Raw genomic sequence first — 23,116 nt, 5'->3', positions numbered from 1 at the left:
AAAAAAATAGCAACCTTTTTAGGTTGCTATTTTTATTTACTATCTTTTCTAATCTTCATTAGTCAAAATTAGAAACAGGAGTAACACCATCTTGGCCTGCTACAATTTTATAATAATTTCCCTCTAAAAACAAATTACCTCCGGTAGATGAATAAGCTGCAACTACAGCTACAAGTAACTCTGTTTCTTGTGTTAAATTAGATATTGTTTCAAAAGGTAAAAAAGTCCCTGAAATACTATTGTCATCCACATTAGTTGTTGTTGTCCAAGAATAATATCCCGAATTTATTCTATAAAACCCCTCCTTTCCCCCAAAGCCGACAAGAACATAAGCAGTAGTACCATCTACTTTTTTCCATGTTGCTGTAAGTTTTCCTCCTTTATACTCTAACGGCTCTACAATAGTCAAATCCCCTAAACCTTTATCAATCTTCAACTCAAACGACTTTTGAGCTACATTTCCTTTTTCATCCTGTGCAGAAATCAGATAAGTTCCATTACAATTTGACAAAGGTCCCCAAATCATTTGAGATTCATAAATACCTTCCCCTAACTTATACAAGAATACAAGATCATAAGTATTTCGACGAAGAGAAATCTCCTGAACAGTTCCATATGAAGCAACTACAGCGGCATAGGTTGCAAACTCTTTTCCTCCATACTCATTATTTTTTTGAATCACATAAGCATTTCCAACAACCTGAAAATCCGGATCATCAGAATCCACACAACTGCTCATGGCAACTCCTAAAGCTCCCGTGAGTAATATCATTTTTATAAACTTCAACATTTTCATACTCCTTTGTTATTTAAATTATTTATATCGGATGACGAATATCCGTAATTTTTCCCACTATTACAAATAGATTAAAAAATATTACAAGTTATTAAGAACTTGGTTATTGCATCATATCTGTCAATTTGCGTAACACCCATACACAGGCTTTCACTTCTTGAGGTGCGATAGTAAACGTTAAATCGGTATGTACCTGCTCCTCTAACTGTGTCAAAATCTTTTGTGCCTCAACTCCTTTATCAGTCAATACGACAAAATTATTCCTCCTGTCTTCTTTCCCCATTTTTCGCTGCACATAGCCCCGTTTACAAAGCGTATTCAATAGCTTCGTTACATTATATTTACTCTTCTCTAACTTTTGGGAAATAGTTTGCTGATTAACATTATCCCCCTCCCAAAGTACTTGAAGCAACTCATACTGTTCCCTACTCAAATCATAACCGGCACGCAGAAAGGTCTTATTTAACGTCTTTGTATATCCTCTTTCCGCTTTACTCAAGTAACTTACTAATTCTCTAATATCATTCATGATTACGTTGCATTTTATACTGTTTGCAAAAATATGTTTTTTCTGAGAATTCCGCAGCATTTATTTTTGAATATCCTCGTCAAGTACTTGCAAATAAGCTTTCAATAAATATTCATTATTCCCCGATGTATCTCCCATTATTATCTTTCGGCTCTTTAAATCCATGACAGTCACACCGTTGTCCGTCACAACAGCACCAGCATTCGCTGTACTGTAATAAGCAAAAGGCACCGCATCTTTTGCTAATAAATTTTTGCTGAACCTATACTGGCTATGAGAAATATCCAATTGAGCCAAAAGTGTAGCAACCACATCCGTTTGAGAACCAATTGTCGATATAACCGTATCCCTCACATTCAAAGCTCCCCCCGCAAAAATCAACGGAATATGAAATGTTTCCGGTTCATAATAAAGATGCTTTTTTATTGCTATCGTTCCGTGATCTGCCACCAATACTAACAATAAATTATCCCACATTCCAGCTTCCTTAACTTGTCTGATAAACTCACCGATACATCGGTCAGAATAATAGATAGCATTCAAAAAACGCTTATCCTTACTCTCTCCCGCAATCTTTGTTTCCATCGGCACGTCAAAAGGTTCATGACTGCTCATATTAAATGCCATAAACATAAAAGGATGAGAAGCTTGGGTCATATCTTTAAATAAGCGTTCAAACATAAATTCATCATGCATCCCCCATTTAAATGTAGTCTTCTTAGCCTCTCCAGAAAAATCACTTTCCGTCACCATATCTTGAAAACTCATAGTTGCCAACGCACGGAAACCGGCAAAATTCACATCTCCGGCATAATAAAAACACGTATGATACCCCTCCTTCTCCATATCTTTTGGGAAACGCGGGTGACGCTCCATTTTAGTGGGATATTTCAATAACGGATAATTGGGATAGCTTGGATAAGCACTTACTACACCTGCCATTCCCCGGTCCGAACGATTCCCTGTCGCATAAATATTAGAAAACAATACCCCCTCCCTAGCCAATTGATTCAGTTGCGGAGTAGCCTCCTCATTGCCTCCTAAAACACCTATTGCATCTGCAGTAAAACTTTCCAACAAAAGAACCACCACATCCGGACGCGGAGTCTTCAATAATCGTAACATAGTATCTCCTGTATGGTAAAGCTTATCCACCGCCATATGTGCCTCTGCATTATCCATGAACTGATAATTTCCATTCAAGCGATTGGCATGCGTTACTTCATACATGAAATTCCATACCGGATTTATAGCTGATTGATTGACATACATATTTGTTTTATGGAAAAAAACAAAGCTGCTGTTCATCGGTGCAACATTTAAACCACCCCGTATAGGAATAATCAACACACCTCCTATCGCCAGAAATACCAAAGACAACCAATATTTACCTGTCGTATAAACAAGCTGTTTTCCAATATACTTTGCATACACGCCATAAGAAAAAACAGCAAGTAACAACCATAAAACTACTAACAGGACAATCAACCCATTGGATATGGATGCCAATGCTTCCTTGGGGGTTCGCATATACCCCAATACTGTCGCATCAATATGGTATCCCCAATTTTGGAAGAGTTCCCAATCCGATGTGGCTATCAACCAGAAAAGCAACACCAAACCTCCGGATAAGCAAGAAAACATCCGCCGAATAATCCAATCCTTTACATAAGGAGAAAATGCCATAACGACCGTTGAAAGTAATAAAATATATCCTCCCAACGACACATCCATAGGCAATCCCTTATAAATAATCCGGATATACTCCGAAACAGTAACTCCGTCCCTTCCTTGATAAATAAAAAAAATAACTTTAGCAAAAACAGAAACGAGAATCCAAAATAAATAATATTTCAGTAAAAATAAAATCCGCGAACGCATACTTAAGTCTTATGCTGCTTCTTTTTGGCAGCCGGAAACAATACATTATTTAAAATCAACCTATACCCTGGGGACTGCTTGTGCAAATCCAATTCCGTCACAGGATCTCCCACTAAATGCTGATAATCCTCCGGATCATGTCCGCCATAAAATGTCCATGTGCCTTTACCACACTCACCATGAATATACCGTGCTTCATTGGCAGCCTTATTTTCTCCCATAATCAACACACTCGACTTAATCAAATCCTTTTTAAAAGCCGTTGTTTGTCCCATAAAACCTTTAATAACATTCTCATGATTTTGGCACAACATCGTCGGCACAGGATCCCATTTGGCTGAAAATTCAAACAACACAAAATAATCTTCCCGTTCCGGAATTTTACGGCTATCCGTAACATCAATATCCGAATATTCATAAACATTCGGATTCATTTCAAGTGTGAAATTTTGAAAAGCAAACGTCTTGGAAAAATCCAGCTTTGCCTGAGCTTCCGGATCTGCGGGGTCTCCATCAAATACGGAAGAACAAATATCAACATTCATGGCAGCCAAAGCAATATCATACGTATCTGTAGCCGAACACATGGCAAACATAAAACCGCCAGCCTCTACATAATCATGTATCTTACGCACTACGGCCTTTTTTAATTCAGAAATTTTGGAATAACCATATAACTTGGCTGTTTCCATATTTACTTTTTCTTCTTCTTTATACCAATCCAAATGCCTATAATTCCGATAAAATTTTCCTAACTGTCCAGTAAAATCCTCATGGTGCAAATGTAGCCAATCATACTCTTTCAATTTCCCATCTAACACTTCTCGGTCATATACCACGTCATACGGGATTTCAGCATAAGTCAAGGCCAATGTTACGGCATCATCCCACGGCTTCTTCTCCTTGGGGGAATAAACGGCAATCTTAGGTGCCTTCTCAAGCTTTATTGCATCAGCATTTACCTCCGGTGAAGAAATTTCTGCCAATATACTATTCAAACGGCTTCCGGGTATCGTTTCAAAAGCGACACCTTTCAATAAACAATCCGTCCGCGTTTCCGCAGTAAAAGGCAAAACAAAACTCCCTCCTCGATAATTAATCAACCACTGTATCTCATATCCGTTTTTCAAGGAATGATAAGCTATACCATACGCCTTTAGATGATTTGTCTGAATTTCATCCATTGGAATTAAAATATGATTCGCCTTCATTCCTTCCCATACTAACATCAATATCAACCAAAACCAAAGCTTCATAACATTTCTCCTATCTTTTAAACTTAAAATGGAGCTTCATTGCTCAAATTCACTTTACTATCAAATGTCCTTGTTGATTCATCAAAACCAGAATCCAACGCCGGTACCGGATCATCATTCAACTTAGAACTGAATGTCTGTGTTACCAATTCCCCGGTAGAACTATCGGAATGGAAAGGTGATATACTCTCTAAATCACAAAAACGAGTCAATTCGCTGATAAAGCGCAATTGTATTTCCCCAACCGCACCATTACGATGCTTGGCAATAATAATATCGGCAATCCCCTTTAAACTCATTCCTTGTGCATCAGTCATTATACCGTATTTTTCAGGACGGTGAATAAACAACACCATATCGGCATCCTGCTCGATGGCACCTGATTCACGCAAATCCGACAACATCGGTTTCTTGGCATCCCCAGTCCTCAATTCCACACCACGATTCAACTGAGACAATGCTATAACAGGTATATTCAATTCTTTTGCAATAATCTTCAATTGACGGGAAATCAAACTCACCTCCTGCTCCCGGTTTCCCCGCATATCGGCCCCTGCCGTCATCAGTTGCAAATAGTCTATGATAACGACCTTTATATCATGTTTCTGTTTCAAACGACGACACTTCGCCCGTAATTCAAAAATAGATAACGCCGGCGTATCATCTACATAAATCGGTGCACTAATCAAAGACTTGATTTTACTATGCAGATGTATCCACTCGTCTTCTGTTAAACGTCCATTCTTAATTTTCTCCGAACCCAATCCCGTCTCACTTGCAATCAAACGATTAACCAATTGTACAGAAGACATTTCCAAAGAAAATAAAGCAATCGGCTGTTGAAAATCTACAGCCATATTCCTTGCCATAGAAAGTACAAAAGCCGTTTTCCCCATGGCTGGACGAGCTGCAACAATGACCAGATCTGACTTTTGCCATCCCGAGGTTACTTCATCCAACGCCGTATAACCTGAAGGTATACCACTAATCCCATCCGGACGTTTTCCGGCAGCCTCAATTCCTCGAATAGCCTCCTCTATCACCGGAGCAATCTCCATGGTATCCTTACGGATATTCCCATCGGCAATATCAAATACCAATTTTTGGGCATTATCCACTAAATCTGCCACATCCGTCGCTTCATCATAAGCCATTTCTTGTAACTCAGTACAGGCACCTATCAATTGCCGCTGAATATATTTCTGTACGATAATCTTGGCATGAAACTCTATATGAGCAGCGGAAGCCACCCGCGAAGTCAATTGTGACAGATAATAATACCCTCCGACTTGCTCAAGTTCTCCGGTAGATTTCAACTTTTCACTCACAGTCAGCAAATCAACCGGATCATCACTGATAAACAATTGATGAATCGCTTTAAAAATCCGCTGATGCGCATCTTTGTAAAAACACTCCGGTTTTAGCAAATCACCTACAATCGCAAATGCATCTTTTTCCAACATCAACGCACCCAACACAGCTTCTTCCAAATCTACTGCCTGAGGAGGAAGCTTACCGTATTCTGATGACACATCCCTGCGGGCAACTTTATTATACTCTGTCTTCTTCGCCATAAATGATAACTCCTGTTACAATCCTAATAAATTCTTTGCAGTTTCAACAGCAGAAGTCGTAATCTCACTTCCGCTAATCATACCAGCAATTTCCTTAATCCGCTCTTCATCATCCAATTTCTTTATTCGCGAAATCGTATGATGCAAATCATCCTCTTTATATACTTTCAGATGACATCCTCCGGCTGCGGCAATCTGTGGTAAATGGGAAATACTTACAACCTGCATTCGGGAAGCCATTTCCCGCATCATCTGTGCCATACGGTGAGCAACCTCTCCGGATAATCCGGTATCAATCTCATCCAGAATAATTACCGGTAAATGTTTGGTGCGGGATAAAATATACTTCAAAGACAACATTACACGGGAAATTTCTCCTCCCGAAGCCACCTTTGAAATCTCTCCGGGTTGCTGATTTTTATTAGCTGCAAACAAAAACTTCACGTCATCCTTGCCGGTAAACGTATATTCTCCTGTATCCTCAATGGAAACAACAAACTCGGCATGACGAACTCCCAAATCAACCAACATCGATTTCATACAATCACAAAGCTGTTGTCTGCAACAAACTCTTAAATCATGAATTTTATCTGCCAACATGCTCATTTCTCTCTCCAACCCGCTTAACTCCTCTTCCAATAATTTTATCTTATCGGAATATCCCTGTATACCATCCAACTTTCCAACGATATCTTCCCGCACTTGCAACAACTCTTCTACACCCTCCACCTTGTATTTTAGCGTTAGCTCATAAATCACATTCAATCGCTCTTGAATAGCCTCAATCCGCCGAGGATTATACTCCACATCCTCTGCTTTATGCTCTGCCTCCTCCGCCAAATCCTTCAATTCAATAATCACACTTTCCAGACGCTTCTCATAACTGTGCACATCCTTTACATTCTCTTTTAAAGCTGCCAAACTATTCTTACTATTCTTCAACACCGTTATCACCGCCAGCTCCGTATCCCTCAAATCATAAGTCATACGCCCCAAAACAGATTTTATCGTTTCAGCATGGGAAAGCAGCGACAACTCTTCTTCCAACTCTTCCTGTTCCCCTTTTTTCAACTGGGCTTCATCCAACTGGGCTAATTGAAAACTCAAATAATCTTTCTCTTTATCGGCAGTCAGTGCAGCTTCTTTTAAAAACGCCAATTCCGTTAAACACTGTTTCCTTCTATTGAATTTTTCTTGATAAACTTCCAAATATTCCTTATTCCCGCAAAAAGCGTCAAGCATATCAATTTGGTATTCGGGACGTCCCAACAACAAAGACTGATGCTGCGAATGAATATCTATCAGAAAACTACCGAACTCCTTCAACAACTTGTTATTAACCGGTGTATCATTTATAAAACCACGAGACTTTCCATCGGCAGCAATCTCTCTACGTACAATTACACTCTCGGTATAATCCAATTCATTCTGCTCGAACCACCCCTCCAAAGCATACTCTTTTACATTGTATGTAATTTCCACCACACACTTTTTATCTTTATCCAATAAAACCGATACATCCGCCCTTTGCCCCAATGTCAGACCGATTGCCCCCAAAAGAATTGACTTACCTGCACCGGTCTCTCCGGTAATCACGGTAAATCCTTTTTCCAAGACAATATCCGTCTTATCTATCAACGCATAATTACGTACACTTATATTCTCTATCATACCCTTTAATTCGTTTTATTTTCAAGGAGAACCGAATATTTCGACATATTCGCCGGATTTACTTCCGACACGATATTGTACACCCGTTTCCGCTCATCGGCAAAAGCCGGTTTGAAAATATTTACTATCTCATCCGACTTCGCATCAAAAAACACCTGCATAATATATGAATTAGGCTTGCTTCTGTGTGCCTTCTGCAACAATTCCAACGCCGTTAATAACTCCAGACGCCCATCATTCACATTATCAGCCATAACATCCAATCCCAACCGATGATACCTGTAAATACACTCCCGTACAGAAGCATAACTCCTGTCCTGCAAATTATTTATCAACCAATAACGATTCCTGCGGCCCTCAAAGGACTTCCAACCGCTTTCCCTGGCATTTTGGCATTGTGCGACAATATTTTCCGCCTTATTAAAAAACTCATTGCCACCAACCAGAGAAAAACTGTCATAATCCAACCCTAATATTATATAAGCATAATACGCCAATAAATTAACCAATTCGGTATTTTGCCCGGACTCATTAAACTCCAGCGACTCAAACTCCCGGTACTTAAAATCAATATCATTATCTTTAAAATTCAATAAAACAGTATTGTACGAGGAATTATAAACCGGGCGGCTAACCCTCACCTGCAAAGAACCTTTAAACTCATCTCCTCCGATTTGTTCCTCCAAGGTAAATAACAGGCTCGCCTCAATTCTCTCATCATAAGAAAAAACATTGGAAGACCAACGCCGGTTATTCATAAACTCATACATATCCCGCTGCATATTCGTAAACATGTCACGATTCGTCCCTTGTATCTTCTGAGTCGAAACCGAAATATTACAACGCAACTCCTGAGCCCCGCAGACGCACGACATCCCGCACCATATACAACAAACGAAAATCCACTTCTTCATATATAAACGTTTAAAGTCTACAAATATACGCTTTTCTCCTAATATGCTCATTGAAGTTTTACCTAAAATTCTTAATAAAACTATATTCGCGACCTGCTATTTTTTTCATTTTTTTTCTACTTTTGCACCGTTAAAAATTATAGTTCTTCACAGAAATGACAAGCAGAAGATTAATTCGGATTAAAGTTTTACAACTGCTTTACTCTTACATCAAAAAAAGCGACGTATCACAAGCGGAAATCGAACGCGAATTAGTAAAAAGTATTGAGAAAAGTACAGACTTATATTTTCAAATATTTTTACTGCTAATAAATCTCAGACAGAAAGCATTCATAAAAATTGATATGGCGCGCAACCGGCATTGCGCCTCTGAAGCAGATCTTCATCCTAACACACGTTTCATTGATAATCCTATTTTCCCTGTTATAGAGAAAAACAAAAAATATCAATACTACTTGCAAAACCATCCGCTTTCGTGGAATGATGCACCGGAAGTTGTCAATAAAATATTCGAGGAATTAGTGGCGTCACAATACTATCAACTCTACATGCACAAAGAGAGTGTGACGTTCGACGACCACAAAAAAATGGTTATAAAAATATTCGTTGACATCATTACCCAAAATGATTTCTTCTTTCAAACACTTGAAGACAAAAGCATCTTTTGGAATGATGATTTTGAATTGGTATTCGGAATCGTATATAAAACATTAAAAGGAATCAAGGCTGCGACAACGGAGAATAGTGACATCTTCTATCCTATCTACAATAGCGAAGAAGACACTGAATTTGCCAAAACACTTTTGCGTAAAACCATCTTGGATTATGAAAAGGACATGGAGATTATCAATAAATACACTGTTAATTGGGAAGTTGAACGCATTTCCGACATAGATAAATTAATTATGGCCGCAGCCATTTCGGAACTAATGTACTTCCCTTCCATTCCAGTCAAAGTAACATTAGATGAATTTATTGAAATATCCAAAGCCTACAGTTCTCCGAAAAGCAGTTCTTTTATAAATGGAATCTTGGACAAAATAGTACTTCTCTTAAAGGAAAATGGGCAACTCAATAAAAGCGGCAGAGGATTAATGGAAAAATAAATCCAGACTTAATATTTTGAATCAATTATATTCGCTTTATAACAGCGAATATAATTGAGCACCTTATCCACAGAATCTACAACTTCATACAAGCCATGATAAACATCGGATATAAAACCTTTATTTATTGCCGATTCTGTAAATTTCCATAAAAATTCATAGAAACCGTCTGTATCAACAAATACGATAGGTTTGCGATGCTCTCCCAACTTCTTCAACGTAATCACCTCCGTCACCTCTTCCAAGGTTCCCCAACCACCGGGCAACACAACAAAAGCATCTGCCATATCCCGCATCAGCTGCTTGCGTTCCTTCATACTTTCGGTAACAATCAATTCCGTTAAACCAGGCATTGTCACACCTCTTTCTGCTATGCACCTCGGAATAACACCTCTTACTTCCCTTCCTCCCTGCAACGCAGCCTCTGCAACACAACGCATCAAACCGCAATTCGTCCCTCCATACACCAAATCCCATGAACATGCAGCAATCCCTTCTCCCAACTGCTTTGCTGCCTCGAAATACTTTTGCTCCACCCGTTCTGAAGAAGCGCAAAATACAGCAACATTCATAACTTACGCATCAATTGTCGCATATGTAGCATTCTGTTCGATAAATTCCCGTCTCGGTGGCACATCGTCTCCCATCAGCATAGAGAAAATCCTGTCAGCCTCCGCAGCATTCTCAATGGAAACCTGCCGCAAAGTACGCCCTGACGGATCCATCGTCGTTTCCCACAACTGCTCGGGATTCATCTCTCCCAAACCCTTGTACCGCTGAATATGAAGACTACTTTCCTTTCCTCCTCCCCACTCCTGTATTAATTGCAAGCGCTGTTCCTCATTCCAGCAATAACGGTGCTCTTTCCCTTTCTTCACCAAATACAACGGAGGCGTGGCAATATACAAATACCCCTGTTCTATCACCTGCTTCATATGACGGAAAAATAACGTCATAATCAATGTCGCAATATGAGCACCATCCACATCGGCATCGGCCATAATGATGATTTTATGGTAACGGATTTTACTTATATCTATATCCATACTGTCATTATCCGTACCCGGCGTAATACCCAATGCCTTAAATATCATAACAATTTCATCACTCTCGTAAACACGGTGACGCATTGCCTTTTCCACATTCAGAATCTTTCCCCGCAAAGGTAAAATCGCCTGAAACATCCGGTTACGTCCCTGCTTGGCTGAACCACCTGCTGAATCTCCCTCGACAAGGAATATTTCACAGTTTTCCGGGTTACTGTCGGCACAATCCGCTAACTTTCCCGGTAAACCGGAACCCGAAAGTACAGACTTACGCTGCACCATATCCCGGGCCTTACGTGCCGCATGTCTGGCGGTAGCAGCCAAAATCACCTTGTCAACAATAGCTTTTGCATCCTTCGGATGTTCCTCCAGATAATTTGCCAATGCCACACTCACCGCCTGTGATACTGCCGAACCTACCTCTGTATTTCCTAACTTCGTCTTTGTCTGTCCCTCAAACTGCGGTTCCTGCACCTTCACAGAAACAACAGCCGTCAAACCCTCTCTGAAGTCATCGCTGTTTATATCAAACTTCAACTTTGATAACATACCGGCTGTCTCCGCGTAATTCTTCAACGTCTGGGTCAAACCTCTCCGGAAACCGGCTAAATGGGTACCCCCCTCTTTCGTATTAATATTATTCACATACGAAAACACATTCTCCGTAAAAGAAGTGTTGTAATGCAACGCAACTTCAATCGGTATACCGTTTTTCTCCGTATTAATATCAATCGTATTTTCTATCAGCTTCTCTCGGCTATTATCAATATACTCCACAAATTCACGCAACCCGAACTCTGAATAAAAAACCTCATGCCGGGGCTCCTGTGTTTCCGGATCAAGCGTACGCTTATCCGTCAAAGACAAACGGATACCCTTATTCAAATAAGATAACTCACGCAAACGAGTTGCCAGCGTATCATACTTGTATTCCGTCACATAAAAAATCGTATCATCAGGTTTAAATGTAATCGTAGTTCCTGTCCTGTCTGTATCCCCTACAACTTCCACTTCGCCCAACGGAACACCCTTACTATATTCCTGCCGGAAAACTTTTCCCTTCTGATACACCTCCGCAATTAACTTTGTTGAAAGTGCATTCACACAAGAAACCCCCACACCGTGCAGACCTCCCGATACCTTATAAGAATCCTTATTAAATTTACCGCCCGCATGCAAAACAGTCAGCACCACTTCCAAAGCAGACTTATTCTCCTTCGCATGACGCCCGGTAGGAATTCCACGACCGTTATCCCGAACAGTGATAGAATTATCTTCATTGATAAAAACTTGAATATGGTCACAAAAACCGGCCAAAGCCTCGTCAATAGAATTATCGACCACCTCATATACCAAATGATGCAACCCGTCGGTATTGACATCACCAATATACATTGAAGGTCTTTTCCTCACTGCTTCCAAACCTTCAAGCACCTGAATACTATCGGCGGAATACTCTTCCTGATTTATTTTCACATTTTCTTCGCTCATATATTTATCATTATCTAAATTGCACATTCATTTATCTCACCAAACACGCAAATATAATCATTTTTTCTCGAAAAAAATACATTAAATAAAGCAAAAAAGAACAACGGTATCCATCAAAAATCAAAGCGTTCCAATTTCAAGCCATTCCTTGTCAATAATTCAATTTGCGGGACAATACGGGTAAAATGTTCCGCATTGGAATGCTTCTTCAAACACTCGTCATCTGTCCATGTCTCACAAAACATCATGACACGTGGATTCATTGTACTTTGAAACAAATCATATGCAACATTTCCTTCATCCATGCGGGACTTTTCCACCAATTCTTTGCCAAGCAACACGGCTTCTTCCGTTCTGACATCCTCCCTTAACTCAAAAAAAGCATTTAATCTAATCATCACTGTAAATTTACAAAATATCGTTACTTACCTCCAACCTCTTATTCCGTCACCGGAACATAAATCAATGTCAATTTACCGTCAGTATCTGTAAGTTTCAATTCATCTCCCTGTATTGTGTACCGTGCAACCTGATTCAAGGACTTAAGATAACTATCTTCAAATACCAAATCCGGACAAGCCATCATTGTCGCACCTCCCGGTGTCAGTATCATCCCCCCGTCTTCTTCCACATGATAAACACCGAAGAAATTGTTACATCCGGCAAAACCGTAAACTGCCGTAGAATCTGTAAAAAATAACGTAGGCATCTTTTCCGGACTTTTGACAACCGAATCCGCTTGCATCATTGTTTTCAACTCCCATTTATGATTAACAAGAGTTACCCCCGTTTTCTCTTTAGGTGTATTCTTACAACCTGCAACTGCCAATAACAGCATAAAAATCATCCATTGTGTTCTTTTCATAGTTTTTATATTTAAGATTAACATTATCAACAAACTTCTAAACAACACTTCCATATAAATCATATCCATCCGTCCCCATAATCCTTACCTCATAAAAATCACCTATCCGCAAATTTCCCGACGATTCCACCAGCACTTCAGGATCAACCTCCGGAGAATCATGTTCCGTACGCCCCACATAGCAATCATCTTCCCGACGGTCAATCAAAACCCTAACCACTTTTCCAATCAACAAACTGTTTATCTCTTCGGACACACCCGCTTGCAACTCCATGATTTTTTCCGCCCTTAGCCGCTTTACTTCCTCCAGCACATCATCTTTATAATTCAAATCACAATACGTATCCTCTTCATGAGAATACGGAAATACCCCCAACCGTTCAAATTTCATCTCTTCCACAAAATCGCACAACTCCTTGAAATCCTCTTCCGTTTCCCCCGGATGTCCCGTCATCAACGTCGTACGAAGAAAAATACCGGGAACCTCCTGTCTGATTCTCTTTATCAACTCCTTGATTTGTAAGCTATTCACACCCCTTCGCATCAATACCAGCATACGGTCACTGCAATGTTGCAATGCTATATCCAGATACTTGCAAACATTACTACGCTCACGCATAATCTTCAACACCTCCATCGGAAATCCCGCAGGATAAGCATAATGGAGCTTTATCCACTCCACTCCGGGAACATCCGAAATACGCCCTACCAACTCCGCCAATCTATTCTTACCATATAAATCCACCCCATAATAAGTCAAATCCTGCGCCATCACCAACAACTCCTTCACCCCCTTGTTCACCAAATTCCGACACTCCTCTATAATCTCCTCCATTGCCCTCGAACGATACCTACCGGTCATGATCGGAATCGCACAATATGAACAAGTACGATTACAGCCCTCTGCAATCTTCAAATAAGCATAATGCCGGGGCGTCGTTAATTGCCGCTGATTCCGTATCGTATCGTCATACTGTCCTCCCAACTCTTGCAAAATTCCTTTCCAGTCAAACTTTCCAAAAAAAGCATCCACTTCCGGAATCTCTACTTCAAGCTCCTTCCTGTAACGCTGTGATAGACAACCCATCACAAATATACGCTTCACCATTCCTGCCTTTTTCCTCTCCACCTGTTCCAAAATCGTATTAACCGACTCTTCCTTCGCGTCACCGATAAAACCGCACGTATTCACTACGACCACCTCCGCATCCGAATCCTCAACATCCGTCTCCGTCTCAAACCCCGCATTCGTCAATTGCTTCAACAACAATTCGGTATCGACTAAATTCTTGGAACATCCCAGACTAATGACGTTAATTTTACTCATTATTCCTAAAATTTAACCTGCCAAAGATATAGAAATCTTTTCATTTCTTTATTGTATCTTTGCGGACGAAAATCAAAAGAAAAAGACGCTCGCATGCCGGACAATTATTCATGGCTACCTACATCCGTAAAAGAAATGCGCGAAAGAGGCTGGGATTCGCTTGATGTCATACTCTTTTCCGGAGACGCTTACGTAGACCATCCCTCCTTCGGAGCGGCAGTAATCGGCAGACTGTTGGAATCACTTGGCTTAAGAGTGGCTATTGTTCCTCAACCCAACTGGCAAGACGATTTAAGAGACTTCAAAAAATTAGGCCGTCCGCACCTCTTCTTCGGCATCAGTCCCGGATGTATGGACTCAATGGTAAACCATTATACCGCAGCCAAGAGAAAAAGATCAAACGATGCCTATACCCCCAACGGGAAAGCAGGCGCCCGCCCGGACATGCCCACATTGGTATACACCCGGATTTTAAAACAGCTATACCCGGAAACACCGGTCATCATCGGCGGCATAGAAGCCTCCCTCAGGCGCTTTAGCCACTATGACTATTGGCAGGACAAACTCAAACCCTCCATTTTATATGAAAGCGGAGCGGACATGCTCATCTACGGCATGGGGGAAAAACCATTGGCGGAATTATGCAAATACTTAAAACAAGGCATTCCATTCCATCAACTGACTAACATACCCCAGACATGCATAATAAGGGGGAAAAACGACTCCTACGCGACAAATAAAAAATGGCAGGTCATTCACCTGCACTCGCATGAAGCATGTCTTGCCGACCCCAAAAAGCATGCACAAAACTTCCGGCACATTGAAGAAGAATCAAACAGCCTGTATGCGGCATTGCTAATCCAACCCATACAGGAACAACTGCTTATCGTCAATCCGCCCTATCCCCCCATGACGACAAAAGAAATAGACACCGTCTACGCCCTCCCGTTCACCCGTTTGCCTCACCCTCGCTACAAAGGCAAAGAGATTCCGGCATACAACATGATTCGGCATTCCGTCACCCTCCATCGCGGTTGTTTCGGCGGATGTGCTTTCTGTACCATTTCCGCCCATCAGGGGAAATTCATTGCCTCCCGTTCAGAAAAATCTATTCTTGAAGAAATAGAAAAAATCACCCGAATGCCCGATTTCAAAGGCACAATTACAGACTTGGGAGGACCATCCGCCAACATGTATACCCTGGCAGGAAAAAATCCGGACATCTGCCGCCAATGCAAAAGAGCCTCGTGCGCTTATCCGGCCATCTGTAAAAACCTAAACACAGACCACTCCCGGCTCCTGCACATCTACCGGGAAGCCCGAAAAATACCGAAAGTCAAACACTGCTTTATCGGCTCCGGCATCCGCTATGACCTTTGCCTGCATGACACACACGATAAAAAAATCAACCAAACCAACACAGACTATTTGCAAACCGTTATCAGACACCACGTCTCCGGACACTTCAAAGTAGCCCCTGAACACTCCGTAGACCACGTTCTCCGACTCATGCGGAAACCCTCTTTCAGTCTGTTCCACCGACTCAAACAACAATTTGACACCATAAACCGTCAAAGCGGATTAAAACAACAAATCATCCCTTATTTCATTTCCTCGCATCCAGGCTGCCGTCCCGAAGACATGGCGGAACTGGCTATCGCTACCAAACAACTCGATTTCCGACTCGAACAGGTACAGGATTTCACCCCGACCCCCATGACATTGGCGACCACCATATATTATACCGGCTACCACCCCTATTCTCTTGAAAAGGTCTTCTCTGCCAAAAATGAAAAGGACAAAAAAATCCAGAACATGTTCTTCTTTTGGTACAAAAAAGAGTATATCCAACCGATTAAATCATTTCTCATGCGAATTAAACGCCCCGATTTAATAAAAAAACTATACCGATAGTTTTAGAATCTCAATTCGATTCTTTAATTTTGACCGAGTTATGAAAATAAATTTTATCCTATGAAATACGGACTGTTCATCTTCCTGATAATTCTGTTAGCCTCCTGTGATGCCAAAATCAAAAGGAACAACCAAAAAGGCTTGGAATACATGAAACAAGGATTATATGACCACGCCATTATTGAATTCAACAACGCGTTACTAAAAAACAACACATGGTATCCGGCTTACTATAACCGGGCAATCTGTCTCGCCAACACGCAACGGTACAAAGAAGCGTTAAGCGACTTCAATTACTTGCTGACCAACTTTCCCGACCAGGCACAAACCTATTTTAACCGGGGAATTGTCTACGAAAACGTCGGACTTTACTCCAACGCTATCAAAGACTACTCGCAAACCATCAATTTACGCCCCGATTTCGTAACCGCTTACCATTACCGCGGCATTGCCCGCTTTAACATGAAAGATTACGACGGAGCTCTTTATGATTACAACCGGGCTTTGGAACTTGGACTAAAAGAAACGGCACTCTACTTCAATCACGGTGTACTCATGCAGATAAAAGGAGACTTAAAAGCTGCCATTCAAGACTACACCGAAGCTATCAACGTAGACCCATCCAATGCTAAATCCTACTATAACCGGGCAATTGCCAAAATGGCACTAAACCGTCAAGATGATGCCTTCAAAGATTTACAGATAGCATCCAAATTAGGACTAAAGAAAGCTGAAAAAGTTATTAACATGCACTTCAGAAACTAACAACAAATGAAAAGATTTATTTTCCCTTTCATGCTTTGTTTGCTTTGGGGTATGACAGACAAAGCCAACGCACAAGGCTACAATATCAAAATTAAAGTCGAAAAAATGCCCGGCAAAAACATCATTTTGGCTAACTATTTTGAAGGCAAAGTATATGCCGTAGATACAGCCAAATTAGATAACAATGGCGTCGGCTATTTCAGCGACCCCAAAAAACGTTTGGCGCGAGGCATGTATCTTCTGCTTTTTTCCAACAGCAACTATTTTGACCTCATTATAGGGGATACACAAAAATTCTCCATTACTACCGATACACTCGACGTCATCCATTCCATTCAATTTGAAGGTTCTCCGGAAAACACGGCTTTCAAAAACTTCCAACTCTTTATGTTGGCACAGAATCAAAAAAGCAAACAAATCCGGGAAGAATATGAAAAAGACCCGAATAAAGACAAAGAAGACGCAAAAAAAGCCTACACTGCCCGTTTTGAACAAGCGGACAAAGAAGTAAGGGCCTATATCGCCGACTTGGTCAAACAATATCCGCATACGGCACTCGCCACCTTTGTTAATTTTACCCTTTCACCTGAAATTCCGGACTTTTCCAAAGTCGTACCGGAAGACACCAAAGACCGGAACCTGGAAATTCAAAGAAGAGCATACTATTACAACAAGAAACACTATTGGGATTACACAAACTTCACCGACAGTACCTTAATACGGACGCCCATATTCAAAAACAAGCTGGATGACTACTTCAAAAACATGGTTGTTGTTCATCCCGATTCCCTTTATCTCTCCTGTGTAGAGATACTGGAAAAATCACGTCCCTGCAATGCCATGTTCAGGTATCTGATGAACTATTGTTTAGTCTACACTTTCGACAACAAAATCATGGGTATGGATGAAGCCTTCGTGAAATTAGGCCAACGTTACTACATCGGTGGCATCGTCAATTGGTTAGACAAAGACCAAATGAAAAAAATCACGGACGAAGTCTACAAACGCCAGTACAACCTGCTCAACCACAAAGCCATCGACTTGCGTCTGCCTAATGTAGACGGTCAATGGGTAAGTCTTCATGAAACAAAAGCCCCTTTCATCCTGTTGCTATTTTGGGAACCCAATTGCGGGCATTGCAAAAAACAAGTACCGTTAGCCAAAAAAGAAATATATGAACGTTTTGGCCCGCACGGCTTAAAGGTATTCGCAGTAAACACCCATACCAAGGAAGACGAGTGGAAAAAATTCATTGAGGAAAAAGAGCTCTTCGACTTCATCAACTGTTGGGACCCCAATCGTCAATCCAACTACTGGACAATATACAATGTCTTCTCCACCCCTGTCATGTACATCTTGGATAAAGACAAAAAAATCATTGCCAAAAACTTAGCCGTAGACCAAATGGTAGACTTGCTGAAAAAAGAATACGAAAAACAGTATAAAATAAAAGTCGACTAGAATTTCAAGTAAAAGAAAAGTTAAAAACTGTCCCATTTTAAGGGACAGTTTTTTATTTCTGTTTTTTGAGGTAAAGCAGACCTATATTTTTCATCATGAAATCGTATATCTTTTCGGCTTAAAAATACCCCTTTTTTAAAAACCTATCGTTTTCATGTTAAAAACCTATCGTTTTTGAGGCAAAAACGATAGGTTTTCGGTAGCAAAACAATAGGTTTAAAAATAACGGGTTTGGTCATTTAGCCGAATGTATCTAAATTTGATTTCTAATATTTTTAATATCAGACACTTATTTATTCTTTTTGCAGGCGTTCATTGAAAATGGATACTCCGTTTGAAAAAAAGAGGCTCTTTTCAGTACAAAAAGAGGCTCTTTTTGCATCAAAAACATACTCTTTTTGAATAGAAAACATATCCTTTATTTTTTGAGTAAAAAAATTGACAAAAATGGAACAGTGGAAAAATGTTTTTTTTCCACTGTTCTATTGGCCTATTTTTTCACTGTTAGTTTAATGGCGTAATCCGTACCTGACCGTGTCCGCTATTTGCTCCCGCAGTCGTTGAAGTATTGGTAAAAAACAGTCCGGAATAATGATATGGTAATCCGGTGTGAATGATATTCGTAGCCGTTGAGGCTGCATCAATCGCATTACATCCGGTATGTCCGGAAATAAAGGAAGAACCACCCGCTCCTGCACCAACTACACTGGAATTATGCCCACCGTTGGCACCACCATAATACCCGCTTCCTCCACCTCCGCCATGATTAAGAGCTTGACATCCACCTAAACCAAAACTTCCGTTTCCACCGTAAAAACTGATACCTCCTGCCGTCTGAGTTCCTCCAGTCGCAGCTGCATATGGATAAGAACCTCCTGACCTATAATACCCACCATTGTTCCCCGCCAAACCTCCTCCGGCTCCTCCATTACTTCCTCTACTTTGATAATAGTCGCTTCCACCGCCCCCTGCAGCAACCATCAACCGAGACTTCAAACTATTAAAATTATCCCAGTCTGCTCCAACCAAACGAACATCCGAGGCTCCGCCACCACCACGAGCATTATATTGATTACTTGGTATCCCTCCTCCATTAAAGGTATAATTTGAGGTATTGGCATACCCTTGCTGACCGACATAAATATACAATATATTTTGTGCCGTCAAATTGATTTCTCCCGTAGTATAACCTCCTTTTCCACCGGTTCCTCCATAGCTGCCTCCCTGTGCTCCCCAACACTCTATCTGATATTTTCCGGCAGGCAACACTACGCACTGCATCGCTCCCGTATAAGCAAAGATTGTCGCTCCCGTCGGGGCAAATATATTTTTCGCTTCAACTGCCACGGAGAAAACATCCGGACACTGTTCCCATTGCACTTCCAGCGTATAGTTTCCGTTCGTCGCGATGCCGTTTACATATACCTGCTTGTTATCGTCCACAAAACTCACTCCCGGTACTCCCGCCATACGCCAGGTATAATTCAATCCGTTCCACCTGTGTGGTATCGCTACCGGACAAGGGTTAAACGTATAAGACGAAGCAACAAATGGTTCCGGCAAGACTGTTACCATCACTTCATTACTCTCCGCTACTCCCATAGCGCAAATACCCGTACGCTTAAACGTGTACACGACAGGAGCAGTAGTTTTATTCTCAAAATGTTCATATTTCAATGTCGCACCGCCGGCGTTGGGGATTATGTCGAATTTCGCCTCTCCCGGTTTCTTTACATACCAATTATATTGAAACCGTACATCCGGAAAATCCGGACAGGATGCCTCCGTGATGTTCAATACATCCGTTTCTCCCCAACAGGCCGTGTCTTGGGACATCTTTATCTCCCCGCCGTCTATTTTGATACCCGAAAGATTGTAAACGCCCCGAAAACCGACCGTGCTGTCCCGCTGAGTGATGGCTGTGAAGTAATTCATCGCTTCCGTCCGGTCCGAAGTCCGTAACAAATCATCCGCACTATTAAAGCCTCCGCCCCGGACACCATACCTTGTCGCTGTCTTGTCCCAAAGATTCGCATTGTACACGCCTGCTCCGCAACTACCGCCGTCAAGGTTAGTATAGTTCACATTGGCGCACAATTCCTTCAGATTCCCGCTCATTTCCATCACCGCCCAATACGTCGCACCCGATTGACTTTGATTTGTAGCAGAAGTTCCGAACATTCCGCAACGGACAGGACCGTTGATACTGTTGCTTGTACCACTGTTTACATTCTTGGATATGTTGTTTGCCTGCTCCCGCTCATCACCCCGGAAATTCAAATCGCTAAGGGAAGAGAGACGGTTAATGCCGTTGTTCGTATTCCAGGCGTATTCTCCCTTGTCGGGTACTTGCGGATAAAACCGCCGGCAAGCCTTTTCATACTCCAGTTCACTCATCGGACGCAGACCGCTCCAACTGCAATAAGCAATCATATCTTCCACGCTCATGTAATTACAGGCCAGGGTCTGACCGTCGTCCGTACTGAAAAGGTCATTATTGGGATTCAGATTATTTCCGAACACTACGGGCGTATTCGGCTGCCGCTGCTCGATAAACACGATACCGTTACGACAACTCGGTGTGTGAGGGTCGCCAAATACATAATCCCCGCGTTTCATATGGGCAAAATCATTGTTCATCACACGCGCCTGCTGTTGCTCTAAGGTCAAAGAGTTCAAAAACTCCACATACTGCTCCTGGCTCGTCTCGTATTTCATGATATAAAAGCCCACATAGCCTTTCGGATAAGAAGCCGATAGTGACACGTTCGCCATACCGTCTTTGGCGGAAAGGGTCATTGCTGCTTCGGTATCTATCACCACGGCCTCCGTGCCGCCCACTGCAAAGCTCTTGTTGGAATACGCATCGCCCAAATAATATGCACCGTATGGGATATACACCATTTCAATAGCATGAACGGCGACGTAAATTTCATTCAGCGCTTCTCCGAAATCGCTTTTTGTTAAGCCTGTACCAGCCAATGGCCATTTTGCTTGCAGCCTCATGCTCACATTCCCCTCTGAAATGGAGTTACGCATCACGTACAGACCGTTCACTTTTCCGCCATTGGCACCGACCATGAAAGAATAACCGCCGCCTTCATTACCAGCCGAAGCACTCAATACATGTCCCGAAGACGAGAGATACGCGTGCTGCCACGGGTTGGCCAATCCCCGCTTTTTGTACTTGAAGAACACCCACGCGGCATCCCAGTTGAAATCATCCCGCCACGAATTGTCCCAACGGAGATACACCTCAATAACCGCCGTATCGCCTGAAAAGCCGATAACACGCGTTTTACCGTCCACCCGGATATTATTACCGAACACGGGCGGAGAAAACAAACCGGAAAAAGTCACAACGGAAAGAAGCAGAAACGACATCCGAAGACACCGCCTTCCGGCACACTTGATTAATTTTTTCATATCAAGAAATACTTATCACCTTGAAAGCTCCCGGAAAGGTGGGTTTATAACAAAAAGAAAGCGTGGGAACTTTAGTTTATCTGAAGAAAGGTACGACCAAGTAACCCAACAGACAATAAACTATACACCCACGCATGACCTTATATATTTATACGATATATACGGCATACGAGCGCTTGCATCGTTTATCCTGTCTGTTTAAAAATTGGTCGTTTTTTCTTCAAGGATAAAGCTAAACGCTTTAAATAATATTTCAATCACGGCAGGTCTCTCTGCCACAACGTCACAAACTTACGTAAAATCTCCGGAATAAACGAAAAATCCCCCTTAAAAAGGGGGAATCGTAGCTAGTACAGCAATATCACTGCATAATACGCGCGAGCATCACCACCCCATGTTCAGTAAAAGCAAGAGGATTTGTGATGACATCATATCGTCGGTTAGTTTAACATGACATTTTTCCCTTCCGCGAAGAGCAAGAGGGAGTCGGAGGTCTGTTTGCCGTTAGCACTGACAGCAAAGACATAGACGAACATGTGTTCCTCTTTGAATTTGTCGGGATAAGAGAATGTCTTGCTCTGATGCCCCTGTCTCTTCCCTATCGGTACAATACATGCCGCCGGGTACTTACAATCCCACAGAACGGCATAAATATCATCGTTACGGGAACAATATGCGGACAGGTTCTGTTCGGATATTTCCGCCGTGAACTGATGGTCATCAACTTTCACAGTAATAACGGGTTTTTCCAACTTGCCCTGCGCACAGACAAGACGCCGGAAATCCGGATGTACCTGTAAGTTTTCATCCAGGTCGAACATCTGAATGTTGGCCCCTATAAAAGCGTTGTGGGACTGGACGGCATACGGTGCGGGAAATCCCAAAAGGGCAACTTCCCGAAAATAAGCGGACAAGTGGCCTGCCGCCTTAAAACGCAAACGTGCCTGTTGTTGTGCCGTGGTTTTGGGGTTACGGACATGCAGCGGTTTGCTACGAAGCACACCTTTACCGCAATAGTAATAGGCCACTACATTACCGAGGCCGTTCCGCAGCCGATGAAACAAGGAACTTTTAAATATAGCCATGACTTTTTA

Annotated in this window: 18 protein-coding genes; 4 read left to right on the top strand and 14 right to left on the bottom strand. The window is 41.8% G+C overall.

Annotated features, from left to right (window positions below; all coding sequences use genetic code 11):
* Positions 1-58: 58 nt before the first annotated feature.
* From NFR61_RS05720 to porD, 7 genes are all read right to left on the bottom strand, one after another.
* Positions 59-796 carry a hypothetical protein gene (locus NFR61_RS05720; RefSeq protein ID WP_251621596.1) on the bottom strand — a complete coding sequence of 246 codons (738 nt, stop codon included), beginning with the start codon at positions 794-796 and terminating at the stop codon, positions 59-61.
* 103 nt (positions 797-899) lie between these two features.
* Positions 900-1,325 (bottom strand): MarR family winged helix-turn-helix transcriptional regulator, encoded by a 426-nt coding sequence (locus NFR61_RS05715; protein ID WP_251621594.1) that lies wholly within the window; start codon positions 1,323-1,325, stop codon positions 900-902.
* Positions 1,326-1,385: 60 nt separating this feature from the next.
* Positions 1,386-3,206, bottom strand: a complete 1,821-nt coding sequence (locus NFR61_RS05710; protein ID WP_251621592.1) for an LTA synthase family protein — start codon at positions 3,204-3,206, stop codon at positions 1,386-1,388.
* 2 nt (positions 3,207-3,208) lie between these two features.
* Positions 3,209-4,462 carry an asparagine synthetase B gene (locus NFR61_RS05705; RefSeq protein ID WP_251621590.1) on the bottom strand — a complete coding sequence of 418 codons (1,254 nt, stop codon included), beginning with the start codon at positions 4,460-4,462 and terminating at the stop codon, positions 3,209-3,211.
* 23 nt (positions 4,463-4,485) lie between these two features.
* Positions 4,486-6,036, bottom strand: coding sequence for a replicative DNA helicase (dnaB, locus tag NFR61_RS05700; RefSeq protein WP_251621588.1), 1,551 nt, complete (start codon positions 6,034-6,036; stop codon positions 4,486-4,488).
* A gap of 15 nt (positions 6,037-6,051) precedes the next feature.
* Positions 6,052-7,707 carry a DNA repair protein RecN gene (gene recN, locus NFR61_RS05695; protein WP_251621586.1) on the bottom strand — a complete coding sequence of 552 codons (1,656 nt, stop codon included), beginning with the start codon at positions 7,705-7,707 and terminating at the stop codon, positions 6,052-6,054.
* A 5-nt stretch (positions 7,708-7,712) separates the two neighbouring features.
* On the bottom strand, positions 7,713-8,621 hold the full coding sequence (porD, locus tag NFR61_RS05690; RefSeq protein WP_251621584.1) for a type IX secretion system protein PorD: 909 nt from the start codon (positions 8,619-8,621) through the stop codon (positions 7,713-7,715).
* Positions 8,622-8,965: 344 nt separating this feature from the next.
* Here porD and nusB point away from each other — a divergent pair, with 344 nt between their 5' ends.
* Positions 8,966-9,727, top strand: coding sequence for a transcription antitermination factor NusB (nusB, locus tag NFR61_RS05685; RefSeq protein ID WP_251621582.1), 762 nt, complete (start codon positions 8,966-8,968; stop codon positions 9,725-9,727).
* An 8-nt stretch (positions 9,728-9,735) separates the two neighbouring features.
* Here nusB and NFR61_RS05680 read toward each other — a convergent pair whose 3' ends face one another.
* From NFR61_RS05680 to rimO, 5 genes are all read right to left on the bottom strand, one after another.
* On the bottom strand, positions 9,736-10,299 hold the full coding sequence (locus tag NFR61_RS05680) for an LOG family protein (protein WP_251621580.1): 564 nt from the start codon (positions 10,297-10,299) through the stop codon (positions 9,736-9,738).
* Positions 10,300-10,302: 3 nt separating this feature from the next.
* Positions 10,303-12,264 (bottom strand): DNA topoisomerase (ATP-hydrolyzing) subunit B, encoded by a 1,962-nt coding sequence (gene gyrB / locus NFR61_RS05675; RefSeq protein WP_251621578.1) that lies wholly within the window; start codon positions 12,262-12,264, stop codon positions 10,303-10,305.
* A gap of 113 nt (positions 12,265-12,377) precedes the next feature.
* The gene (locus NFR61_RS05670) at positions 12,378-12,662 is read right to left on the bottom strand and encodes a putative quinol monooxygenase (RefSeq protein ID WP_251621576.1); all 285 of its coding nucleotides are present in this window, start codon (positions 12,660-12,662) and stop codon (positions 12,378-12,380) included.
* Positions 12,663-12,703: 41 nt separating this feature from the next.
* Positions 12,704-13,129 (bottom strand): META domain-containing protein, encoded by a 426-nt coding sequence (locus NFR61_RS05665; protein ID WP_251621575.1) that lies wholly within the window; start codon positions 13,127-13,129, stop codon positions 12,704-12,706.
* 37 nt (positions 13,130-13,166) lie between these two features.
* Positions 13,167-14,456 carry a 30S ribosomal protein S12 methylthiotransferase RimO gene (gene rimO, locus NFR61_RS05660; RefSeq protein ID WP_251621573.1) on the bottom strand — a complete coding sequence of 430 codons (1,290 nt, stop codon included), beginning with the start codon at positions 14,454-14,456 and terminating at the stop codon, positions 13,167-13,169.
* A 93-nt stretch (positions 14,457-14,549) separates the two neighbouring features.
* On the opposite strand from rimO, the gene NFR61_RS05655 reads away from it, so the two are divergent.
* Genes NFR61_RS05655 through NFR61_RS05645 form a run of 3 tightly spaced genes read left to right on the top strand, consistent with a single transcriptional unit; the run spans position 14,550 to position 18,596 of the window.
* On the top strand, positions 14,550-16,370 hold the full coding sequence (locus NFR61_RS05655) for a YgiQ family radical SAM protein (protein ID WP_251621562.1): 1,821 nt from the start codon (positions 14,550-14,552) through the stop codon (positions 16,368-16,370).
* A 60-nt stretch (positions 16,371-16,430) separates the two neighbouring features.
* Entirely contained in the window at positions 16,431-17,135 is a 705-nt protein-coding gene (locus NFR61_RS05650) for a tetratricopeptide repeat protein (protein ID WP_251621560.1), read from the top strand.
* A gap of 6 nt (positions 17,136-17,141) precedes the next feature.
* On the top strand, positions 17,142-18,596 hold the full coding sequence (locus NFR61_RS05645; protein ID WP_251621558.1) for a TlpA family protein disulfide reductase: 1,455 nt from the start codon (positions 17,142-17,144) through the stop codon (positions 18,594-18,596).
* 504 nt (positions 18,597-19,100) lie between these two features.
* On the opposite strand, the gene NFR61_RS05640 is transcribed toward NFR61_RS05645, so the two are convergent.
* Entirely contained in the window at positions 19,101-22,022 is a 2,922-nt protein-coding gene (locus tag NFR61_RS05640; protein WP_251621556.1) for a glycine-rich protein, read from the bottom strand.
* Positions 22,023-22,462: 440 nt separating this feature from the next.
* Positions 22,463-23,107, bottom strand: coding sequence for a DUF6266 family protein (locus NFR61_RS05635; protein ID WP_251621554.1), 645 nt, complete (start codon positions 23,105-23,107; stop codon positions 22,463-22,465).
* Positions 23,108-23,116 lie beyond the last annotated feature (9 nt).

This window comes from Odoribacter lunatus (assembly GCF_943193135.1).
GTDB lineage: Bacteria > Bacteroidota > Bacteroidia > Bacteroidales > Marinifilaceae > Culturomica > Culturomica lunata.
The sequence above is the reverse complement of the archived record's forward strand: the minus strand, read 5'-3'. Positions and strand labels throughout refer to the sequence as shown.

Bases quoted from the DNA above. Each gene is read 5' to 3' on its own strand.
- porD (WP_251621584.1), bottom strand. From the start codon at position 8,621: ATGAAGAAGTGGATTTTCGTTTGTTGTATATGGTGCGGGATGTCGTGC.
- NFR61_RS05715 (WP_251621594.1), bottom strand. From the start codon at position 1,325: ATGAATGATATTAGAGAATTAGTAAGTTACTTGAGTAAAGCGGAAAGA.
- NFR61_RS05710 (WP_251621592.1), bottom strand. From the start codon at position 3,206: ATGCGTTCGCGGATTTTATTTTTACTGAAATATTATTTATTTTGGATT.
- NFR61_RS05645 (WP_251621558.1), top strand. From the start codon at position 17,142: ATGAAAAGATTTATTTTCCCTTTCATGCTTTGTTTGCTTTGGGGTATG.
- NFR61_RS05640 (WP_251621556.1), bottom strand. From the start codon at position 22,022: ATGAAAAAATTAATCAAGTGTGCCGGAAGGCGGTGTCTTCGGATGTCG.
- NFR61_RS05650 (WP_251621560.1), top strand. From the start codon at position 16,431: ATGAAATACGGACTGTTCATCTTCCTGATAATTCTGTTAGCCTCCTGT.
- NFR61_RS05665 (WP_251621575.1), bottom strand. From the start codon at position 13,129: ATGAAAAGAACACAATGGATGATTTTTATGCTGTTATTGGCAGTTGCA.
- NFR61_RS05720 (WP_251621596.1), bottom strand. From the start codon at position 796: ATGAAAATGTTGAAGTTTATAAAAATGATATTACTCACGGGAGCTTTA.
- NFR61_RS05705 (WP_251621590.1), bottom strand. From the start codon at position 4,462: ATGAAGCTTTGGTTTTGGTTGATATTGATGTTAGTATGGGAAGGAATG.
- NFR61_RS05680 (WP_251621580.1), bottom strand. From the start codon at position 10,299: ATGAATGTTGCTGTATTTTGCGCTTCTTCAGAACGGGTGGAGCAAAAG.
- NFR61_RS05670 (WP_251621576.1), bottom strand. From the start codon at position 12,662: ATGATTAGATTAAATGCTTTTTTTGAGTTAAGGGAGGATGTCAGAACG.
- recN (WP_251621586.1), bottom strand. From the start codon at position 7,707: ATGATAGAGAATATAAGTGTACGTAATTATGCGTTGATAGATAAGACG.
- NFR61_RS05655 (WP_251621562.1), top strand. From the start codon at position 14,550: ATGCCGGACAATTATTCATGGCTACCTACATCCGTAAAAGAAATGCGC.
- nusB (WP_251621582.1), top strand. From the start codon at position 8,966: ATGGCGCGCAACCGGCATTGCGCCTCTGAAGCAGATCTTCATCCTAAC.
- NFR61_RS05635 (WP_251621554.1), bottom strand. From the start codon at position 23,107: ATGGCTATATTTAAAAGTTCCTTGTTTCATCGGCTGCGGAACGGCCTC.
- rimO (WP_251621573.1), bottom strand. From the start codon at position 14,456: ATGAGTAAAATTAACGTCATTAGTCTGGGATGTTCCAAGAATTTAGTC.
- dnaB (WP_251621588.1), bottom strand. From the start codon at position 6,036: ATGGCGAAGAAGACAGAGTATAATAAAGTTGCCCGCAGGGATGTGTCA.
- gyrB (WP_251621578.1), bottom strand. From the start codon at position 12,264: ATGAGCGAAGAAAATGTGAAAATAAATCAGGAAGAGTATTCCGCCGAT.